This is a genomic window from Pseudomonas sp. Hp2 (assembly GCF_006386585.1).
Lineage (GTDB): Bacteria > Pseudomonadota > Gammaproteobacteria > Xanthomonadales > Xanthomonadaceae > Pseudomonas_S > Pseudomonas_S boreopolis.
Genome location: NZ_VAHJ01000002.1, coordinates 502,635 through 516,538, shown reverse-complemented (window position 1 = coordinate 516,538; position 13,904 = coordinate 502,635). Strand labels below are relative to the sequence as shown.

The 13,904-nt window shown below is 69.4% G+C and carries 16 protein-coding genes; all 16 read left to right on the top strand.

Annotated elements, in window-relative coordinates:
* Nucleotides 1-120: 120 nt before the first annotated feature.
* The 16 genes from pilL2 (at nucleotide 121) to FD678_RS07315 (ending at nucleotide 13,895) form a co-directional block, all read left to right on the top strand.
* Complete coding sequence (gene pilL2, locus FD678_RS07390; protein WP_140720759.1) at nucleotides 121-711, top strand: PFGI-1 class ICE element type IV pilus protein PilL2; 591 nt, start codon at nucleotides 121-123, stop codon at nucleotides 709-711.
* Entirely contained in the window at nucleotides 708-1,343 is a 636-nt protein-coding gene (locus tag FD678_RS07385) for a hypothetical protein (RefSeq protein ID WP_140720757.1), read from the top strand. Before pilL2 ends, FD678_RS07385 begins: the two co-directional genes overlap by 4 nt.
* Before the next feature lie 55 nt (nucleotides 1,344-1,398).
* Complete coding sequence (locus FD678_RS07380) at nucleotides 1,399-2,079, top strand: TIGR03759 family integrating conjugative element protein (protein ID WP_441346743.1); 681 nt, start codon at nucleotides 1,399-1,401, stop codon at nucleotides 2,077-2,079.
* Entirely contained in the window at nucleotides 2,061-2,642 is a 582-nt protein-coding gene (locus FD678_RS07375) for a transglycosylase SLT domain-containing protein (RefSeq protein WP_140720752.1), read from the top strand. Before FD678_RS07380 ends, FD678_RS07375 begins: the two co-directional genes overlap by 19 nt.
* Nucleotides 2,639-3,169 carry an integrating conjugative element protein gene (locus tag FD678_RS07370; RefSeq protein WP_140720750.1) on the top strand — a complete coding sequence of 177 codons (531 nt, stop codon included), beginning with the start codon at nucleotides 2,639-2,641 and terminating at the stop codon, nucleotides 3,167-3,169. Before FD678_RS07375 ends, FD678_RS07370 begins: the two co-directional genes overlap by 4 nt.
* Before the next feature lie 10 nt (nucleotides 3,170-3,179).
* Nucleotides 3,180-5,354, top strand: a complete 2,175-nt coding sequence (gene traD, locus FD678_RS07365) for a type IV conjugative transfer system coupling protein TraD (protein WP_140720747.1) — start codon at nucleotides 3,180-3,182, stop codon at nucleotides 5,352-5,354.
* The gene (locus tag FD678_RS07360) at nucleotides 5,351-6,100 is read left to right on the top strand and encodes a TIGR03747 family integrating conjugative element membrane protein (protein WP_140720745.1); all 750 of its coding nucleotides are present in this window, start codon (nucleotides 5,351-5,353) and stop codon (nucleotides 6,098-6,100) included. The genes traD and FD678_RS07360 overlap by 4 nt, the downstream gene beginning before the upstream one ends.
* Before the next feature lie 125 nt (nucleotides 6,101-6,225).
* A complete protein-coding gene (locus tag FD678_RS07355; protein WP_140720743.1) occupies nucleotides 6,226-6,603 on the top strand; it encodes an integrative conjugative element protein, RAQPRD family in 378 nt (125 codons plus the stop codon).
* Nucleotides 6,600-6,833, top strand: coding sequence for a TIGR03758 family integrating conjugative element protein (locus FD678_RS07350; RefSeq protein ID WP_140720741.1), 234 nt, complete (start codon nucleotides 6,600-6,602; stop codon nucleotides 6,831-6,833). Before FD678_RS07355 ends, FD678_RS07350 begins: the two co-directional genes overlap by 4 nt.
* A gap of 12 nt (nucleotides 6,834-6,845) precedes the next feature.
* Nucleotides 6,846-7,205: a TIGR03745 family integrating conjugative element membrane protein gene (locus tag FD678_RS07345; protein WP_003484800.1), complete on the top strand. Its 360-nt coding sequence runs from the start codon at nucleotides 6,846-6,848 to the stop codon at nucleotides 7,203-7,205.
* 10 nt (nucleotides 7,206-7,215) lie between these two features.
* Complete coding sequence (locus tag FD678_RS07340) at nucleotides 7,216-7,611, top strand: TIGR03750 family conjugal transfer protein (RefSeq protein WP_073664175.1); 396 nt, start codon at nucleotides 7,216-7,218, stop codon at nucleotides 7,609-7,611.
* Entirely contained in the window at nucleotides 7,608-8,285 is a 678-nt protein-coding gene (locus FD678_RS07335; RefSeq protein WP_140720739.1) for a PFL_4703 family integrating conjugative element protein, read from the top strand. The genes FD678_RS07340 and FD678_RS07335 overlap by 4 nt, the downstream gene beginning before the upstream one ends.
* Nucleotides 8,282-9,184, top strand: coding sequence for a TIGR03749 family integrating conjugative element protein (locus FD678_RS07330; protein WP_140720736.1), 903 nt, complete (start codon nucleotides 8,282-8,284; stop codon nucleotides 9,182-9,184). The genes FD678_RS07335 and FD678_RS07330 overlap by 4 nt, the downstream gene beginning before the upstream one ends.
* Complete coding sequence (locus FD678_RS07325; RefSeq protein ID WP_140720733.1) at nucleotides 9,174-10,607, top strand: TIGR03752 family integrating conjugative element protein; 1,434 nt, start codon at nucleotides 9,174-9,176, stop codon at nucleotides 10,605-10,607. The genes FD678_RS07330 and FD678_RS07325 overlap by 11 nt, the downstream gene beginning before the upstream one ends.
* On the top strand, nucleotides 10,588-11,019 hold the full coding sequence (locus FD678_RS07320; RefSeq protein ID WP_140720731.1) for a TIGR03751 family conjugal transfer lipoprotein: 432 nt from the start codon (nucleotides 10,588-10,590) through the stop codon (nucleotides 11,017-11,019). The genes FD678_RS07325 and FD678_RS07320 overlap by 20 nt, the downstream gene beginning before the upstream one ends.
* Nucleotides 11,019-13,895 carry a conjugative transfer ATPase gene (locus FD678_RS07315; RefSeq protein WP_140720729.1) on the top strand — a complete coding sequence of 959 codons (2,877 nt, stop codon included), beginning with the start codon at nucleotides 11,019-11,021 and terminating at the stop codon, nucleotides 13,893-13,895. The genes FD678_RS07320 and FD678_RS07315 overlap by 1 nt, the downstream gene beginning before the upstream one ends.
* The last annotated feature ends 9 nt before the right edge of the window (nucleotides 13,896-13,904 follow it).

The following is a 13,904-nucleotide window of genomic DNA, read 5'->3' as shown; positions in this document are numbered from 1 at the left end:
GGCCGTTTTTTCTGCCAGTTCCCGGGACGAGGAATCGGGCGCAGGGCAATCCGCTTTGTTTGCTGCCGCACGGGGTCGCCGCGGCGATGGTGAGGGCTCGATGCTTCAGGACACCTCGCCATGTGCCCCTCCCATCCCTTGTTCCATCATCCCGAACGGCGTCTGCTGTTGGGCTTCCTCGGCCTGCTCTGGGCCATGCTGGCTGGCGGCTGCGCAACGACGGCCACGCCGCCGGCAGCGCCTGATGCGTCCGTCGCCGTCGCGCCCGAACCCGCGCCGCAGTTCGTTCCGGTCGTGCGCTATGGCCGCTACACGCTGGTCGAACTGACGCCAACAGCCGCCCAGCAGGACCTGATGCTGCAAGTGGTCGACGTGGCCGTCACCGACACGCTGCACGCCAGCGTCGGCGATGCGCTGCGCTACGTGCTGCTGCGCTCAGGCTATCAACTCTGCGGCGGGGCCGACACCGATGCCTTCCAGTCGCTGCCGCTGCCGGTGGCGCACTACCGGCTCGGCCCGCTGCCGCTGCGCGATGCGCTGCTGACCCTGACCGGCCCGGCCTGGGATCTGCACGTCGATGACGGCACGCGCCAAGTCTGCTTCACCCGCGCCGGCGTCGCGGTTCCCGAGCCGGCGATTCCACCCGTACCCGACCGCCCGGCGATCGACGCCGACGTCCAGACCTTTCCGCTCGGGGAGACGCAGCCATGACGACGCTGCCGGGCTCCGCACCTCGCCGCGCCACGCTGCTGCGCGTGGCCGCCATCACCTGGGGGCTGCTGGTCAGCGCCGCCGCCCTGGTCAACGTCGTGGCGCTGACCAAGCTGAGCGAGCAGGCCCAGGCCAGCGCACCCAGCAGCCAGGTCACGGCCCTCGAAGGCCGGCTGGCCGAACTCGACCAGCGTATCGAACAGGCCCGGCAACAGCCTGCGGCGCTGCCGCAGGCCCGCTACGACACCGAACGCCGGGCGCTGGAGCAGCGGCTGGCGGCGATCGGGCAGGCACTGGGCGAGCGGTTGACGGCGGACAACCTGCAACCCTTGCAGGCCCGCATCGAGCAGGTGGAGGCGCGGCTGGCCGCCCGCCCGGCGGCAGCGGTTGCCCGCTCGCGCGCTACGGCCAAGCCCAAGCCGGCCGAACCACCGTTCCAGGTGACCGGCGCCGAGCTGCGGGCTGGCGAGCGCTTCCTGACGATCCTGCCGACCGGGCCAGCGACGCTCGCACAGGTACGCCTGCTGCGCCCTGGCGAGGACGAAGCCGGCTGGCGCCTGGAAGCGATCGACGGCGCCACCGCCGTGTTCCGGCATGGCGACGAAACCCGCCGCCTGGCGATCCCGCGCTGAGGAGGACGCCATGCCGCGTCTTGCCTTTGCACTTCTCCTGCTGCTGGCGAGCGCCATGCCACTCGCCCAGGCGCAGACCGCCAGCGCCACCCGGACCGCGCCCAGCCGCGAGCGGCCGGCCATGGCCGAACGCAGTGACGAGGCGCAGGCACGCGACTGGGGCCTGCGCAGCGAGGAATGGGCGCGCTACCGCGAGCTGATGCAAGGACCGCTCGGCGTCTATTCGCCCAGCCTCGATCCGCTCACGGCGCTGGGCATCGAAGCCCGCTCGGACGAGGAGCGGCGCCGCTACGCCGAGTTGCAGGTGCAGGTCGAAGCCCGCCGCGTCGAGAAGACCCTGGCCTACCAGCGTGCCTATGACGATGCCTGGCGGCGGCTCGCGCCCGGCGCCCAGCGCGTCAATCTGCCAGGGGCCGGCGCGACGGCCGACCGGAGCATGGCGGTCAGTGCGGAGCGCACCGCCGTGTTCGTCAAGGCGGACTGCACGCCATGCGTGCGGCGCGTGCAGCAGTTGCAGGCCGCCGGCACCGCCTTCGACCTCTACATGGTCGGCTCGCGCCAGGACGATGCCCGCATCCGGCAGTGGGCCACGCAGGCCGGCATCGAACCGGCCAAGGTGCGTGCCCGCACCATCACCCTCAACCACGATTCGGGCCGCTGGCTGTCGCTGGGCCTGCAAGGCGATCTGCCCGCGGTCGTGCGCCAGGTCGGCGGGCAATGGCAGCGGCAGCCGTAAGCCGGGCCGGCGCGGCGCTCGTGCTGCTGGGCATGCTCGCCGGCACCGCCGTCCGTGCGCAGGAAGTTCCGCCGCCGGCCTATCAGCTTGCCGCCCAGCGCGCCGGCATCCCGTCCACCGTGCTGTACGCCGTGGCTTTGCAGGAAAGCGGCGCCGCGCTCAATGGCCGCCTGATCCCGTGGCCCTGGAGCCTCAACGTCGCCGGGGCTACCCGCCGCTACGGCAGCCGCGCCGAGGCCTGCGCCGGCTTGCAGCAGGCCCTGCGCAGCGTGCCGCCCACGCGCGTCGATGCCGGCCTGGGGCAGATCAATCTGGGCCACCAGCGGCAGCGCTACCAGCGCCCCTGCGATCTGCTCGATCCCTACCGCAACCTCGCCATCGCCGCCGAGATCCTGCGCGAACAGCACACCCCGGGCGAGGACTGGCTGCTCGCCATCGGCCGCTACCACCGTCCCGCCGGTGGCGCACCGGCCGCCCGCTACCGCCGCAGCGTCGGCCAGCACCTGGCGCGCGTGCTTGGCGAGTCCCGCCTGGACGCCACCGTCCGAAGGAGCCTCCCATGAAGCCCGTCCCCCTGGCCGCCGCGCTGCTCGCGATCGCGGCCCCCCTCGTCGCCATCGCCCAATCCGCGCCGCTGATCGTAGTCGAGGATCGCGGCGGGGTGTCGGCGCTGCCGTACTACGAAGTGCTGGACCTGCAACCACGCGCCGGGCAGATGCCGCCGCGGCTCGACGTGCCGCAGCCGCCGGCCGGGCCGGTCAGCGAAACGGCCATGCTGCCGATACGCTCGGCCCACCTGTCGCCCGGCAACGTCGAGCGCCGGGTGATCCAGGCCCCCGGCCTGACGCCGTTCTTCCTCATTGGCGACGATGAACGCTCGCACGCCTGGCTGCGCCAACGCGCCCCAGCCCTGCGCGAACTGGGCGCGTTCGGCCTGGTGGTCAATGTCGAATCCGCCGACGCGCTGGCTGCGCTGCGCCGGCTGGCGAGCGGGCTGCCCCTGGCGCCAGTGTCCGGCGACGACCTGGCCGAGCGCCTGGGCCTGCGGCATTACCCGGCGCTGATCACCGCCACGGGCATCGAGCAGTGAAGCGGCGGCGATGGCCCGGTCGCCCCATGCCATCGAAGTGCTGCTGCGCCCAGCGGTGGAGCTATACACCGTCGCCGTATGCGCGGGCGCCGCGTTTCTTTCCCTGGTGGCACCGTGGTCGCTCGCGCTGAACCCGCTGACCGGGTTGGGGAGCGCACTGGCTTTCGCCGCTTTCGGCGCGATCCGCCTGCGCGAAGCGCGGGTGATCCTGCGCTACCGGCGCAACATCCGCCGCCTGCCGCGCTACGTGATGACCAGCCGCGACGTGCCGGTCAGCCAGCAGCGGCTGTTCATCGGCCGTGGCTTCCTGTGGGAACAGCGGCACACCCATCGGCTGACGCAGACCTACCGGCCCGAGTTCCGTCGCTACGTCGAGCCCACGACCGCGTTCCGGCTGGCGCGGCAGTTGGAGGAACGGCTGGAGTTCGCGCCGGCCCCGTTGTCCCGGCTTGCCAAGGTGCTGGCCTGGGACAGTCCGCTCAATCCCGTGCGGCCATTGCCGCCGGTCGGCGGCATGCCGCGACTGCATGGCATCGAGCCCAACGAGGTCGACGTCAGTCTGCCGCTCGGTGAGCGCGTCGGCCACAGCCTGGTGCTCGGCACCACTCGCGTCGGCAAGACGCGGCTGGCGGAACTGTTCATCACCCAGGACATCCGCCGCCGCAACGCCGCCGGCGAGCACGAGGTCGTGATCGTCTTCGACCCGAAGGGCGACGCCGACCTGCTCAAACGCATGTATGTCGAGGCCAAGCGCGCCGGCCGCGAAGGCGAGCTCTACGTCTTCCATCTGGGATGGCCGGACATCAGCGCCCGCTACAACGCCGTGGGCCGCTTCGGTCGCATCTCCGAAGTCGCCACGCGCATCGCCGGCCAGCTCTCCGGCGAAGGCAACAGCGCGGCCTTCAGGGAGTTTGCGTGGAGGTTCGTCAACATCATCGCGCGTGCGTTGGTGGAACTGGGGCAGCGGCCGGACTACCTGCTGATCCAGCGGCACGTGGTCAACATCGACGCGCTGTTCATCGAGTACGCGCAGAGCTACTTCGCCAAGCACGAGCCGAAGGCCTGGGAGATCATCGTCCAGCTCGAAGGGCGGCTCAACGACAAGAACATCCCGCGCCACATGGTCGGGCGCGAAAAGCGCGTGGTGGCGCTGGAGCAGTACCTTTCGCAGGTGCGGGTGTACGACCCGGTGCTGGACGGGCTGCGCAGCGCCGTGCGCTACGACCGCACCTACTTCGACAAGATCGTCGCCAGCCTCCTGCCATTGCTGGAAAAGCTCACTACCGGCAAGATCGCGCAACTGCTGGCGCCGAACTACTCGGACTTGTCCGACCCCCGGCCGATCTTCGACTGGATGCAGATCATCCGCAAACGGGCCGTGGTCTATGTCGGCCTGGACGCGCTCTCCGACGCCGAGGTGGCCGCCGCCGTCGGCAACTCCATGTTCAGCGATCTGGTGTCGGTCGCCGGCCACATCTACAAGTTCGGCATCGACGACGGCCTGCCCGGTGCCAAGGCGGGTTTGAAGATCCCGATCAACGTTCATGCCGACGAGTTCAACGAACTCATGGGCGACGAATTCGTGCCGCTGGTCAACAAGGGCGGCGGTGCCGGGCTCCAGGTCACGGCCTACACGCAGACGCTCAGCGACATCGAAGCCCGCATCGGCAACCGCGCGAAGGCCGGCCAGGTCATCGGCAATTTCAACAACCTGTTCATGCTGCGCGTGCGCGAGACCGCGACAGCGGAACTGCTGACCAAGCAACTGCCGAAGGTGGAGGTCTACACCACCACGCTGGTCAGCGGCACCACCGACAGTTCCGACATCCACGGCGCGACCGACTTCACCAGCAATGCGCAGGACCGCATCAGCACGTCGAGCGTGCCGCTGATCGAGCCGGCGCACGTGGTCGGACTGCCCAAGGGCCAGGCGTTTGCGCTCTTGCAGGGCGGTCAGCTTTGGAAAATCCGCATGCCGTTGCCGGCGCCCGACGCCGACGAGGTGATGCCCGAGGACTTGCAGCAGCTTGCCGGCTACATGCGCCAGCACTACGCCGAAGCCGGCGACTGGTGGGAAGGCCAGGGCCTGCCTGGCTTGCAGAACCAAGGACTGCCGGAAGACCTGCTCGACGGCTTCCGCCACCTGGCCGCCGATGAACTGATGGCGAGCGAGACGCCGCCATGAAGGACCCGGCCGTCACCGCCCAGCGCCAGCAAGTTCGCCAGCAGAGCCTGATCGCCAGCGTCGTCACGTTCCCGTTCCGCCTGCTCGGCGTGCTGTGCGGCTCGCTGCTGCTGTCGATCGTGATCGAGTGCGTCGGCATGCACTTCTTCTGGCCCGAACAGGGCTGGCACCACGCCCAGGGCATGCTCGACTACGAACTGAGGCAACTGTCCGCCCACTTCACCCGCAGCGCGATCGTGCAGGAGCCGGGACGCACCGCGCATTGGCTGGTCGAGCGCAGCTACGAGTGGGTCTTCGTCAAGACCGGACTGATCGACTGGATGCGCGAGGCCTCGGCGCAGGCCAGTGCACCCAGCCGCGGCGGGGCGCGGGATTTCCGCTACTGGATCAGCCAGGTCTACGTCTGGACCGAGAGCTACCTGATCGCCGCCACATTCACCACGCTGACCTTCATCGTGCGCCTGCTGGTCCTGGTGCTGACCCTGCCGCTGTTTCTGCTCGCGGCGTTCGTCGGCTTCGTGGATGGCCTGGTTCGCCGCGACATCCGCAAGTTCGGCGCCGGCCGGGAATCGGGCTTCATCTACCACCGCGCCAAGGCCACGCTGATGCCGCTGGCCGTCGCGCCGTGGGTGATCCACCTCACGCTGCCGGTATCGCTACATCCGCTGCTGGTGCTGTTGCCTAGCGCCATCCTGCTGGGGCTGGCCGTGGACATTGCCGCAGGTAGCTTCAAGAAGTACCTCTAGTGACGTTCTAGGCAGTAACGGCCTGCACGCCATCAATCGGGCGTGTGCCCGTGCGCATTGTTTGCGGCGCCAGATCGCCCCCGCCGAGAGCATCTCGCCATCCGACGTTTCTCGTGGATGGGCTCATGTCGATCTCTCTGGCTTCCGCTGCCGACCGGCGTTGCGTGTTGGGCTTGGTGCTGGCGCTGTGCCTCGTGCTGGGGTTCCCGGTGCGCGCCCAGGCCGATGACGCCACGCCCGAACAGGCGCGCCTGGCCGCGGCGCTGCGCCAGCTCGACGCCATCGACCGGCTCATCGCGCCGGAGATCGCCCAGCCGCGCGACGAGCGCAGCCGCTACCACTTCGACTACACCCGGCTGGCCGCCGACCTGGAGCGCGTGCGTACCGGCATCCGCGACTACCTGAGCCCGCCTCGTGCGCAGCCACGCGATCCGGCCGTGCTGCTCGGCGACTACCGCCGGTCCTCCACGCCCTCCGTCACCGCCACGGAGGCCTCGCCATGAACGCCGCCCAGGTCAGCGCCTTCCAGGCCAACGGTGGCTTCACCCCTTCCGCCGTGTCGGTCGTGCTGATCGGCGCCGTGTTCGCCGTGCTCCTGGTCTGGGGCGTGTGGGCGATGCGGACCGCCTATGTCGGCTGGTCCGAGCAGCGGATTTCCCAGCGTCAGTTCCTCAGTGTCGTGGTGAGGTTCCTCGCCCTGTACCTGGTCCTGACCTTCTTCCTGCTCTCCTGAAAGGTCGCCACCATGAACCCGGTTTCTCGCTTCCTCCCCCGCATCGCACGCCTGAGTGCGCTGCCCGCACTCGTCCTGCTGTCGCCGCTCGCCCAGGCCCAGGGTCTGCCGACCCTCGAAGACCCCTCCAGGGGCCAGGGCAACGGCATCATGGACACGCTGCGCAACTACGGCTACGACATCATCATGCTGGTCGCGCTGCTGATCGTCGCCTCGATGTTCGTGGGCGTGTGCTACCACGCCTACTCGCGCTACGCCGAAATCCATACCGGCCGCGCGACCTGGGGCCAGTTCGGCCTGACCGTCGCCATCGGCGCGATCCTGCTGGTCGTCGGCATCTGGCTGCTGACCGAAGCCACCGGCATCCTCTGAGGCCGCCGGCATGGCTGACCAGGACATCCGCCCGGACGGGACGGTGGCGTTCCTGCCGCACCGGCTCAACCGCCATCCGGTCGTCGTGCGCGGCCTGACGGCGGACGAGCTGTGGATCTGCGCAGGGCTGTCGGCCGTGGCCGGTCTGCTGGCTGGGATTCCACTGGCCTTCGCGCTGTCGGCCTTCGCCGTCGCTCCGACCGCCATCGTGCTGGCGATCGCCCTCGGCGTGTTCGCCGGCGGCGGCATGTTGCGACGGCTCAAGCGCGGACGCCCGGACACCTGGCTGTACCGCCAGATCCAGTGGTGGGTGGCGGTGCATCAGCCATCGCTGGCGCACTTCGTCGGCGGGCGGACGCTGGTGACCCGTTCTGGCTTTTGGGCCACGCGCAGGAGCGGACCGTGAGCCGGGTCAAGAACGAAGTCCTGCGCCTGGAAGCGCACATCAAGAGCCTGCGCCTGGGCGGCGGTGTGCTGTTCGCGCTCGCACTGGTGATGGGCATCGGCTGGTGGAACGCACCGCGCGACCTGACCGTGCACGTGCCGCCGGACCTGCGCTCGGGCAGCACGCGCAAGTGGTGGGAGGTGCCGCCGGAGTCGGTCTATGCCTTCACCTTTTACGTCTGGCAGCAGCTCCAGCGCTGGCCGACCAATGGCGACGACGACTACCCGCGCAATCTGCACGCGCTCTCCAGCTACCTGACACCAGCTTGCCGGGCCTTCCTGCAGCAGGACTACGAATACCGCCGCAACGCGGGCGAGCTGCGCCAGCGCGTGCGCGGCATCTACGAGATTCCCGGCCGCGGTTACGGCGAGAACCCGGCCCAGCGCGTGCGGGCCGTCTCCGAGCGCGACTGGGTGGTCACGCTCGACGTCACCGCCGACGAGTACTACGCCTCCGAGCAGGTCAAGCGCGCCTTCGTGCGCTACCCGCTGAAGGTCACGCGCATGGACGTCGATCCGCAGCGCAATCCCTTCGGCCTGGCCATCGACTGCTACGACGGCGCCCCGCAGCGCATCGACGCGCCGGCTCCCGCGCCCGGCAAGGCCACCGCCATTCCCCAGGGAGAAACGCCATGAAGTTTCCCGTGCTGCCTGTGTTCGTGGCGCTCGCGCTGCTGCTGGCGGTGCCGGCCCAGGCGGTGGAAATCCTGCGCTGGGAGCGCCTGCCTCTGGCGGTGCCGCTGTTGGTCGGTCAGGAGCGCGTCGTGTTCATCGACCGCAACGTCCGTGTCGGCGTGCCGGCCAGCCTCGGCGGCAAGCTGCGCGTGCAGAGCGCGGCCGGCGCCGTGTACCTGCGGGCCAGCGAACCGATCGAACCGACCCGCCTGCAACTTCAGGATGCTGACACTGGCACGGTGATCCTGCTCGACATCGCCGCCGAGCCGGCCGGCAAGGACCAGCCACTGCTGGAGCCGGTGCGCATCGTCGAGGCCGATGCGCCGGCCACCCGCTACGGCGCGGCCAAGACCGGGGACGCGGCGGAAGATGGCGATCCCATCGCCGCGCGGCCCCTCCGCGAGACGCCGGTGCCGGTGGTGCTGACCCGCTATGCGGCGCAGAGCCTTTACGCGCCACTGCGCACGGTCGAGCCGGTGCCGGGCATCGCCCGCCTCAACCTGCGCCGCGACCTGGCGCTGGACGGCCTGCTGCCGACCTTGCCGGTGCAGGCCCAGGCGCTGGCCGCCTGGCGGCTGGACGATGTGTGGGTCAGCGCGGTGCGCCTGCGCAATACCGCCCCGCGCTGGCTCGACCTCGACCCGCGGGCGATCCAGGGCGACTTCCTGACCGCCACCTTCCAGCATCCGACGCTCGGCCCGGCCGGCACGCCGGAGGACACCACCGTCGTCTACCTGGTCACCCGCGGGCATGGCCTGGCGCAGTCGCTGCTGCCGGTCATCGCCCCGGTGGATGCCGCGCTCAACCTGCCGGCGCCCACGCCGGCAGGCCCCGACGAGGGAGGCCACGATGAAGAGTAATGGCCTGCTCAAGTGGCTGATGATCCCGCTCGCGCTGCTGGTGGTGTTCGTCGGCATCAAGCTGTTCTCCGGCGGCGGCAAGCCTCCCGCGCAGAACCCCAATCCGCAGCTCACCGCGGATGAGGCCAAGGCGCTGGGCATCGAGGGTGACACGCCGCGCGACACCGTGGCAACGCTCGTCGCCCAGGTCCGGCAACTACGCACCGAACTGCAAACCGCGCTGACCGACAACAAGACCCAGCGCGAGGAGAACGACCGCCTGCGCCAGCGCGAAGGCGCGATCGACCGCCGCATCGATACCGCACTGGCCGGCGAGCGGACCAAGTTGCAGCAGGATCGCGACCAGGTCGCCTCCGAACGGCAGCAGACCCAGGGCCTGTTGCAGGAACTCCAGCAGCGGCTCGATGGCCTCGGCGGCGGCCGGAACAGTTCCGCCGACCTGCCGGTCGGGCTGGGGTTGGAACCGGGCGATGGCGCCGGCCTCGGCGGTGATGGCGTGCGCTGGATCGAACCGGACGACGCCCGCGACGACGGCAAGCGCAAGAACGCCAGCGGCACCGGGAGTTTCAGCTTCCCGACCAGCTTCGGCCCGGCGCAGAAGACGTTGGAAACCACGGCCGACGCCGCCGTCGAGACCGGCCGCCGTGCCGTCGGCGCCGAGGAGACCCAGCCGGTCTATACCGTGCCGACGAACGCGACGCTGGTGGGTTCGATCGCGATGACCGCGCTGATCGGCCGCGTGCCGGTCGATGGCACGGTGAACGATCCGTACCCGTTTAAAGTGCTGATCGGCCAGGACAACCTGACGGCAAACGGCATCGAGATTCCCGACGTTGCAGGCGCGGTTGTCAGCGGCACCGCCTCGGGCGACTGGACGCTCTCGTGCGTGCGCGGGCAGATCCGCTCGGTCACGTTCGTCTTCAACGACGGCACCGTCCGCACGATGCCCGAAGACCGCGAGGATGGCGGCAACCGCCAGCAAGCCAACGAGGGCAACACCACGCAAGGCGGGCTGGGCTGGATCAGCGACCCCTACGGCATCCCCTGCGTATCGGGCGAGCGCCACAGCAACGCGCAGCAGTACCTGGGCACCCAGGCCCTGATCACCGCCGCCGGCGCCGGCGCGGCGTCGCTGATCGACTCCGACAGCGGCCAGGTCTCCTACATGAACAGCGATGGCTCGATCGGCACGGTCGGCATCGGCGGCAACGAAGCGATGGGCCGGATTCTCGCCAGCGGCGTGCAGGACATGTCGCAGTGGGTGAACAAGCTCTACGGCCAGGCCTTCGCCGCCGTGTACGTCAAGCCCGGCGCCAAGGTCGCCGTGCATCTGGAAGAACCCCTCATGATCGACTACGCGCCCAAGGGCCGCCGCGTCGATCACCGCCTCGGAGGTGATGCGCATGCACAGGAACTGGACTGACGGCCTGGCGCTGCTGGGCCTGGTACTCGTGCTGGGCGGCTGCGCCACCAGCAAGGAACAACTGCTACCGCACAGCGACAGCACCATGCTCGACATCTGGAACGTCCAGACCGGCGGCGCGGGCGGCGGCCAGGCCGCACGGCAGTTGCTCGATGACCGGCAGGCGCTGCGCCGGCCGCTGACCGACGCCGACGTGCAGGCCACGCCGGAGGTGCAGGCCCGCTACACCCGCACCGCGCAGAACGAGATCTACCGCCAGTTCCACCGGCTGCCGAATCCCGATCTCGTCATGTACGTGTTCCCGCACCTGGCCGGCAGCGACCCGGTGCCGGTGCCCGGCTACACCACCATTTTTCCGCTGTACCAGCGTGTGCAGTACGCGCTGCCCGGCGAACGCACCGAGGACTACTGATGGCCTGGCCGCTGCGCAAGCCGCGCCTGGCCAAGGCCGCGGACGTTGCCGAGCCGGAGGCACCGGATGCGTGGGAGCGCCACGTCGCCACGCTGCGCGAGCATGGTATCCCGGAGCCCGGCCAGCGGGACGGCCGCAAGCGCCGACCCGCCACCGTCGCCGACGAGCAGGCGCTGTACGACGTGGCACCGTCGTTCGTGGACATGCTGCCCTGGGCCGAGTTCCTGCCCCAGTCGCAGTGCATGCTGCTGGAGGATGGTGTTTCGCTCGCCGCCTTCTTCGAGCTGGAACCCGTCGGCACCGAGGGCCGCGAACCGACCTGGCTCGGCCAAGTGCGCGACACGCTGGAAAACGTGTTGCAGGACTCGTTCGACGAGTTGGACGACAACCCCTGGGTCGTGCAGTTCTTCGCCCAGGACGAGACCAACTGGGACAGCTACCTCGACGGTCTGCGCCGCTACGTCCAGCCACGCGCCCAGGGTAGCGCCTTCACCGAACTCTACCTGCGCTCGATGGCCCATCACCTGCGGGCTGTCGCCAAACCCGGCGGCCTGTTCGAGGACAGCACGGTCACCCGCCTACCGTGGCGCGGGCAGACCCGGCGCACGCGGCTGGTGATCTATCGGCGTGCCGGCCAGACGCCGGGACGCCGCGGGCAGTCGCCCGAGCAGGCGCTGAACACGGTTTGCGACCGCCTGGCCGGCGGGCTCGCCAATGCCGGCGTACATGCCCGCCGCCTGGGCGCGGCCGACATCCATGCCTGGCTGCTGCGCTGGTTCAACCCGCACCCGACGCAACTCGGTCCGAGCGCCGAGGACCGGGAACGCTTCTACGCGCTGACCCGCTACCCGGAGGAAAGCGAACCCGGCGAGATCGAGCTGGCCAGCGGCACCGATTTCAGCCAGCGCCTGTTCTTCGGCCAGCCGCGCTCGGATGTGGCGACCGGCCAGTGGTACTTCGACGGCCTGCCGCACCGCGCGATCGCGGTCGATCGGCTGCGCACACCGCCTTCGACCGGCCACCTCACCGGCGAGACGCGCAAGGGCGGCGATGCGATCAACGCGCTGTTCGACCAGATGCCCGAAGACACCGTCCTCAGCCTCACCCTGGTCATCACCCCGCAGGACATCCTGGAGGCCCATCTCAACCACCTGGCCCGCAAGGCGGTCGGCGAGACGCTGGCCTCGGAGCAGACCCGCCACGACGTACAGCAGGCACGGGGGCTGATCGGCAGTTCGCACAAGCTCTACCGCGGAGCGCTCGCCTTCTACCTGCGCGGGCGCGACCAGGCCGAACTGGATGCCCGTGGTCTGCAACTGGGCAACGTCCTGCTCAACGCCGGCTTGCAGCCGGTGCGCGAGGAGGACGAAGTCGCGCCGCTGAATACCTACCTGCGTGGCTTGCCCTGTGTCTTCGACCCGGCCAAGGACAAGCGCCAGTGGTACAGCCAACTGCTGTTCGCTCAGCACGCGGCGAACCTCGCGCCCTGGTGGGGCCGCAGCCAGGGCACCGGGCATCCCGGCATCACTTTGTTCAACCGCGGCGGCGGCACGATCACCTTCGACCCGTTGAACCGGCTCGACCGGCAGATGAACGCCCATCTGTTCCTGTTCGGTCCGACCGGCTCGGGCAAGTCCGCGACCTTGAACAACCTGCTCAACCAGGTCACGGCGATCTACCGGCCACGGCTGTTCATCGTGGAGGCCGGCAACTCGTTCGGCCTGCTCGGCGACTTCGCCGCACGCCACGGCCTGTCCGTCCATCGGGTGAAGCTGGCACCGGGATCGGGCGTCAGCCTCGCCCCGTTCGCCGATGCGTCGCGCCTGGTCGATACGCCCGGCCAGGTGCAAACGCTCGATGCCGATGCCCTGGACGAGGGTGAGACCGACGGCGACGAGCAGCGCGATGTGCTGGGCGAATTGGAGATCACCGCCCGTCTGATGATCACTGGCGGCGAAGACAAGGAGGAGGCCCGCATGACGCGGGCCGATCGCTCGCTAATTCGTCAGTGCATCCTTGACGCCGCCCGGCGCTGCGCGAACGAACAGCGCACGGTGCTGACGCGCGACGTGCGCGACGCGCTGCGCGAGCGCGGCCGCGATCCGACGCTGCCGGAGATCCGCCGCACCCGGCTGCTGGAAATGGCCGATGCGATGGACATCTTCACCCAGGGTTCGGACGGCGAAATGTTCGACCGCCCCGGCACGCCTTGGCCCGAAGCGGACATCACCGTCGTCGATCTGGCGACCTATGCGCGGGAGGGCTACAACGCCCAACTCTCGATCGCGTACATCAGCCTAATCAATGCGATCAACAACATCGCCGAGCGCGATCAGTTCCTGGGACGGCCCATCATCGCCGTCACCGACGAAGGCCACGTCGTCACCAAGAACCCTTTGCTCGCGCCGTATGTCGTCAAGATCACCAAGATGTGGCGCAAGCTCGGCGCCTGGTTCTGGCTGGCGACGCAGAACATCGACGACTTGCCGAAGGCCGCCGAGCCGATGTTGAACATGATCGAATGGTGGATCTGCCTCAGCATGCCCCCCGATGAAGTGGAGAAGATCGCACGCTTCCGCGAACTCACCCCCGCGCAGAAGGCGCTGATGCTCTCGGCACGCAAGGAGTCCGGCAAATTCACCGAGGGCGTGATCCTCTCGCGCAGCATGGAGCTGCTGTTCCGCGCGGTGCCGCCCAGCCTCTACCTGGCGCTGGCGCAGACGGAGCCGGAGGAGAAGGCCGAGCGCTTCCAGTTGATGCAGCGGTTCAACATCAGCGAGTTGGACGCCGCGTTCAAGGTCGCCGAGAAGATCGACCAGGTGCGTGGCATCGAATCACTATCGCTCAATGCTCTAGACGCAAGGCTTACCGCGTAGGTCCTACGT

What these genes read in the sequence shown, in the direction of transcription:
- pilL2 (WP_140720759.1), top strand. Translation starts at nt 121, where the DNA reads ATGTGCCCCTCCCATCCCTTGTTCCATCATCCCGAACGGCGTCTGCTG.
- FD678_RS07385 (WP_140720757.1), top strand. Translation starts at nt 708, where the DNA reads ATGACGACGCTGCCGGGCTCCGCACCTCGCCGCGCCACGCTGCTGCGC.
- FD678_RS07380 (WP_441346743.1), top strand. Translation starts at nt 1,399, where the DNA reads ATGCCACTCGCCCAGGCGCAGACCGCCAGCGCCACCCGGACCGCGCCC.
- FD678_RS07375 (WP_140720752.1), top strand. Translation starts at nt 2,061, where the DNA reads ATGGCAGCGGCAGCCGTAAGCCGGGCCGGCGCGGCGCTCGTGCTGCTG.
- FD678_RS07370 (WP_140720750.1), top strand. Translation starts at nt 2,639, where the DNA reads ATGAAGCCCGTCCCCCTGGCCGCCGCGCTGCTCGCGATCGCGGCCCCC.
- traD (WP_140720747.1), top strand. Translation starts at nt 3,180, where the DNA reads ATGGCCCGGTCGCCCCATGCCATCGAAGTGCTGCTGCGCCCAGCGGTG.
- FD678_RS07360 (WP_140720745.1), top strand. Translation starts at nt 5,351, where the DNA reads ATGAAGGACCCGGCCGTCACCGCCCAGCGCCAGCAAGTTCGCCAGCAG.
- FD678_RS07355 (WP_140720743.1), top strand. Translation starts at nt 6,226, where the DNA reads ATGTCGATCTCTCTGGCTTCCGCTGCCGACCGGCGTTGCGTGTTGGGC.
- FD678_RS07350 (WP_140720741.1), top strand. Translation starts at nt 6,600, where the DNA reads ATGAACGCCGCCCAGGTCAGCGCCTTCCAGGCCAACGGTGGCTTCACC.
- FD678_RS07345 (WP_003484800.1), top strand. Translation starts at nt 6,846, where the DNA reads ATGAACCCGGTTTCTCGCTTCCTCCCCCGCATCGCACGCCTGAGTGCG.
- FD678_RS07340 (WP_073664175.1), top strand. Translation starts at nt 7,216, where the DNA reads ATGGCTGACCAGGACATCCGCCCGGACGGGACGGTGGCGTTCCTGCCG.
- FD678_RS07330 (WP_140720736.1), top strand. Translation starts at nt 8,282, where the DNA reads ATGAAGTTTCCCGTGCTGCCTGTGTTCGTGGCGCTCGCGCTGCTGCTG.
- FD678_RS07325 (WP_140720733.1), top strand. Translation starts at nt 9,174, where the DNA reads ATGAAGAGTAATGGCCTGCTCAAGTGGCTGATGATCCCGCTCGCGCTG.
- FD678_RS07320 (WP_140720731.1), top strand. Translation starts at nt 10,588, where the DNA reads ATGCACAGGAACTGGACTGACGGCCTGGCGCTGCTGGGCCTGGTACTC.
- FD678_RS07315 (WP_140720729.1), top strand. Translation starts at nt 11,019, where the DNA reads ATGGCCTGGCCGCTGCGCAAGCCGCGCCTGGCCAAGGCCGCGGACGTT.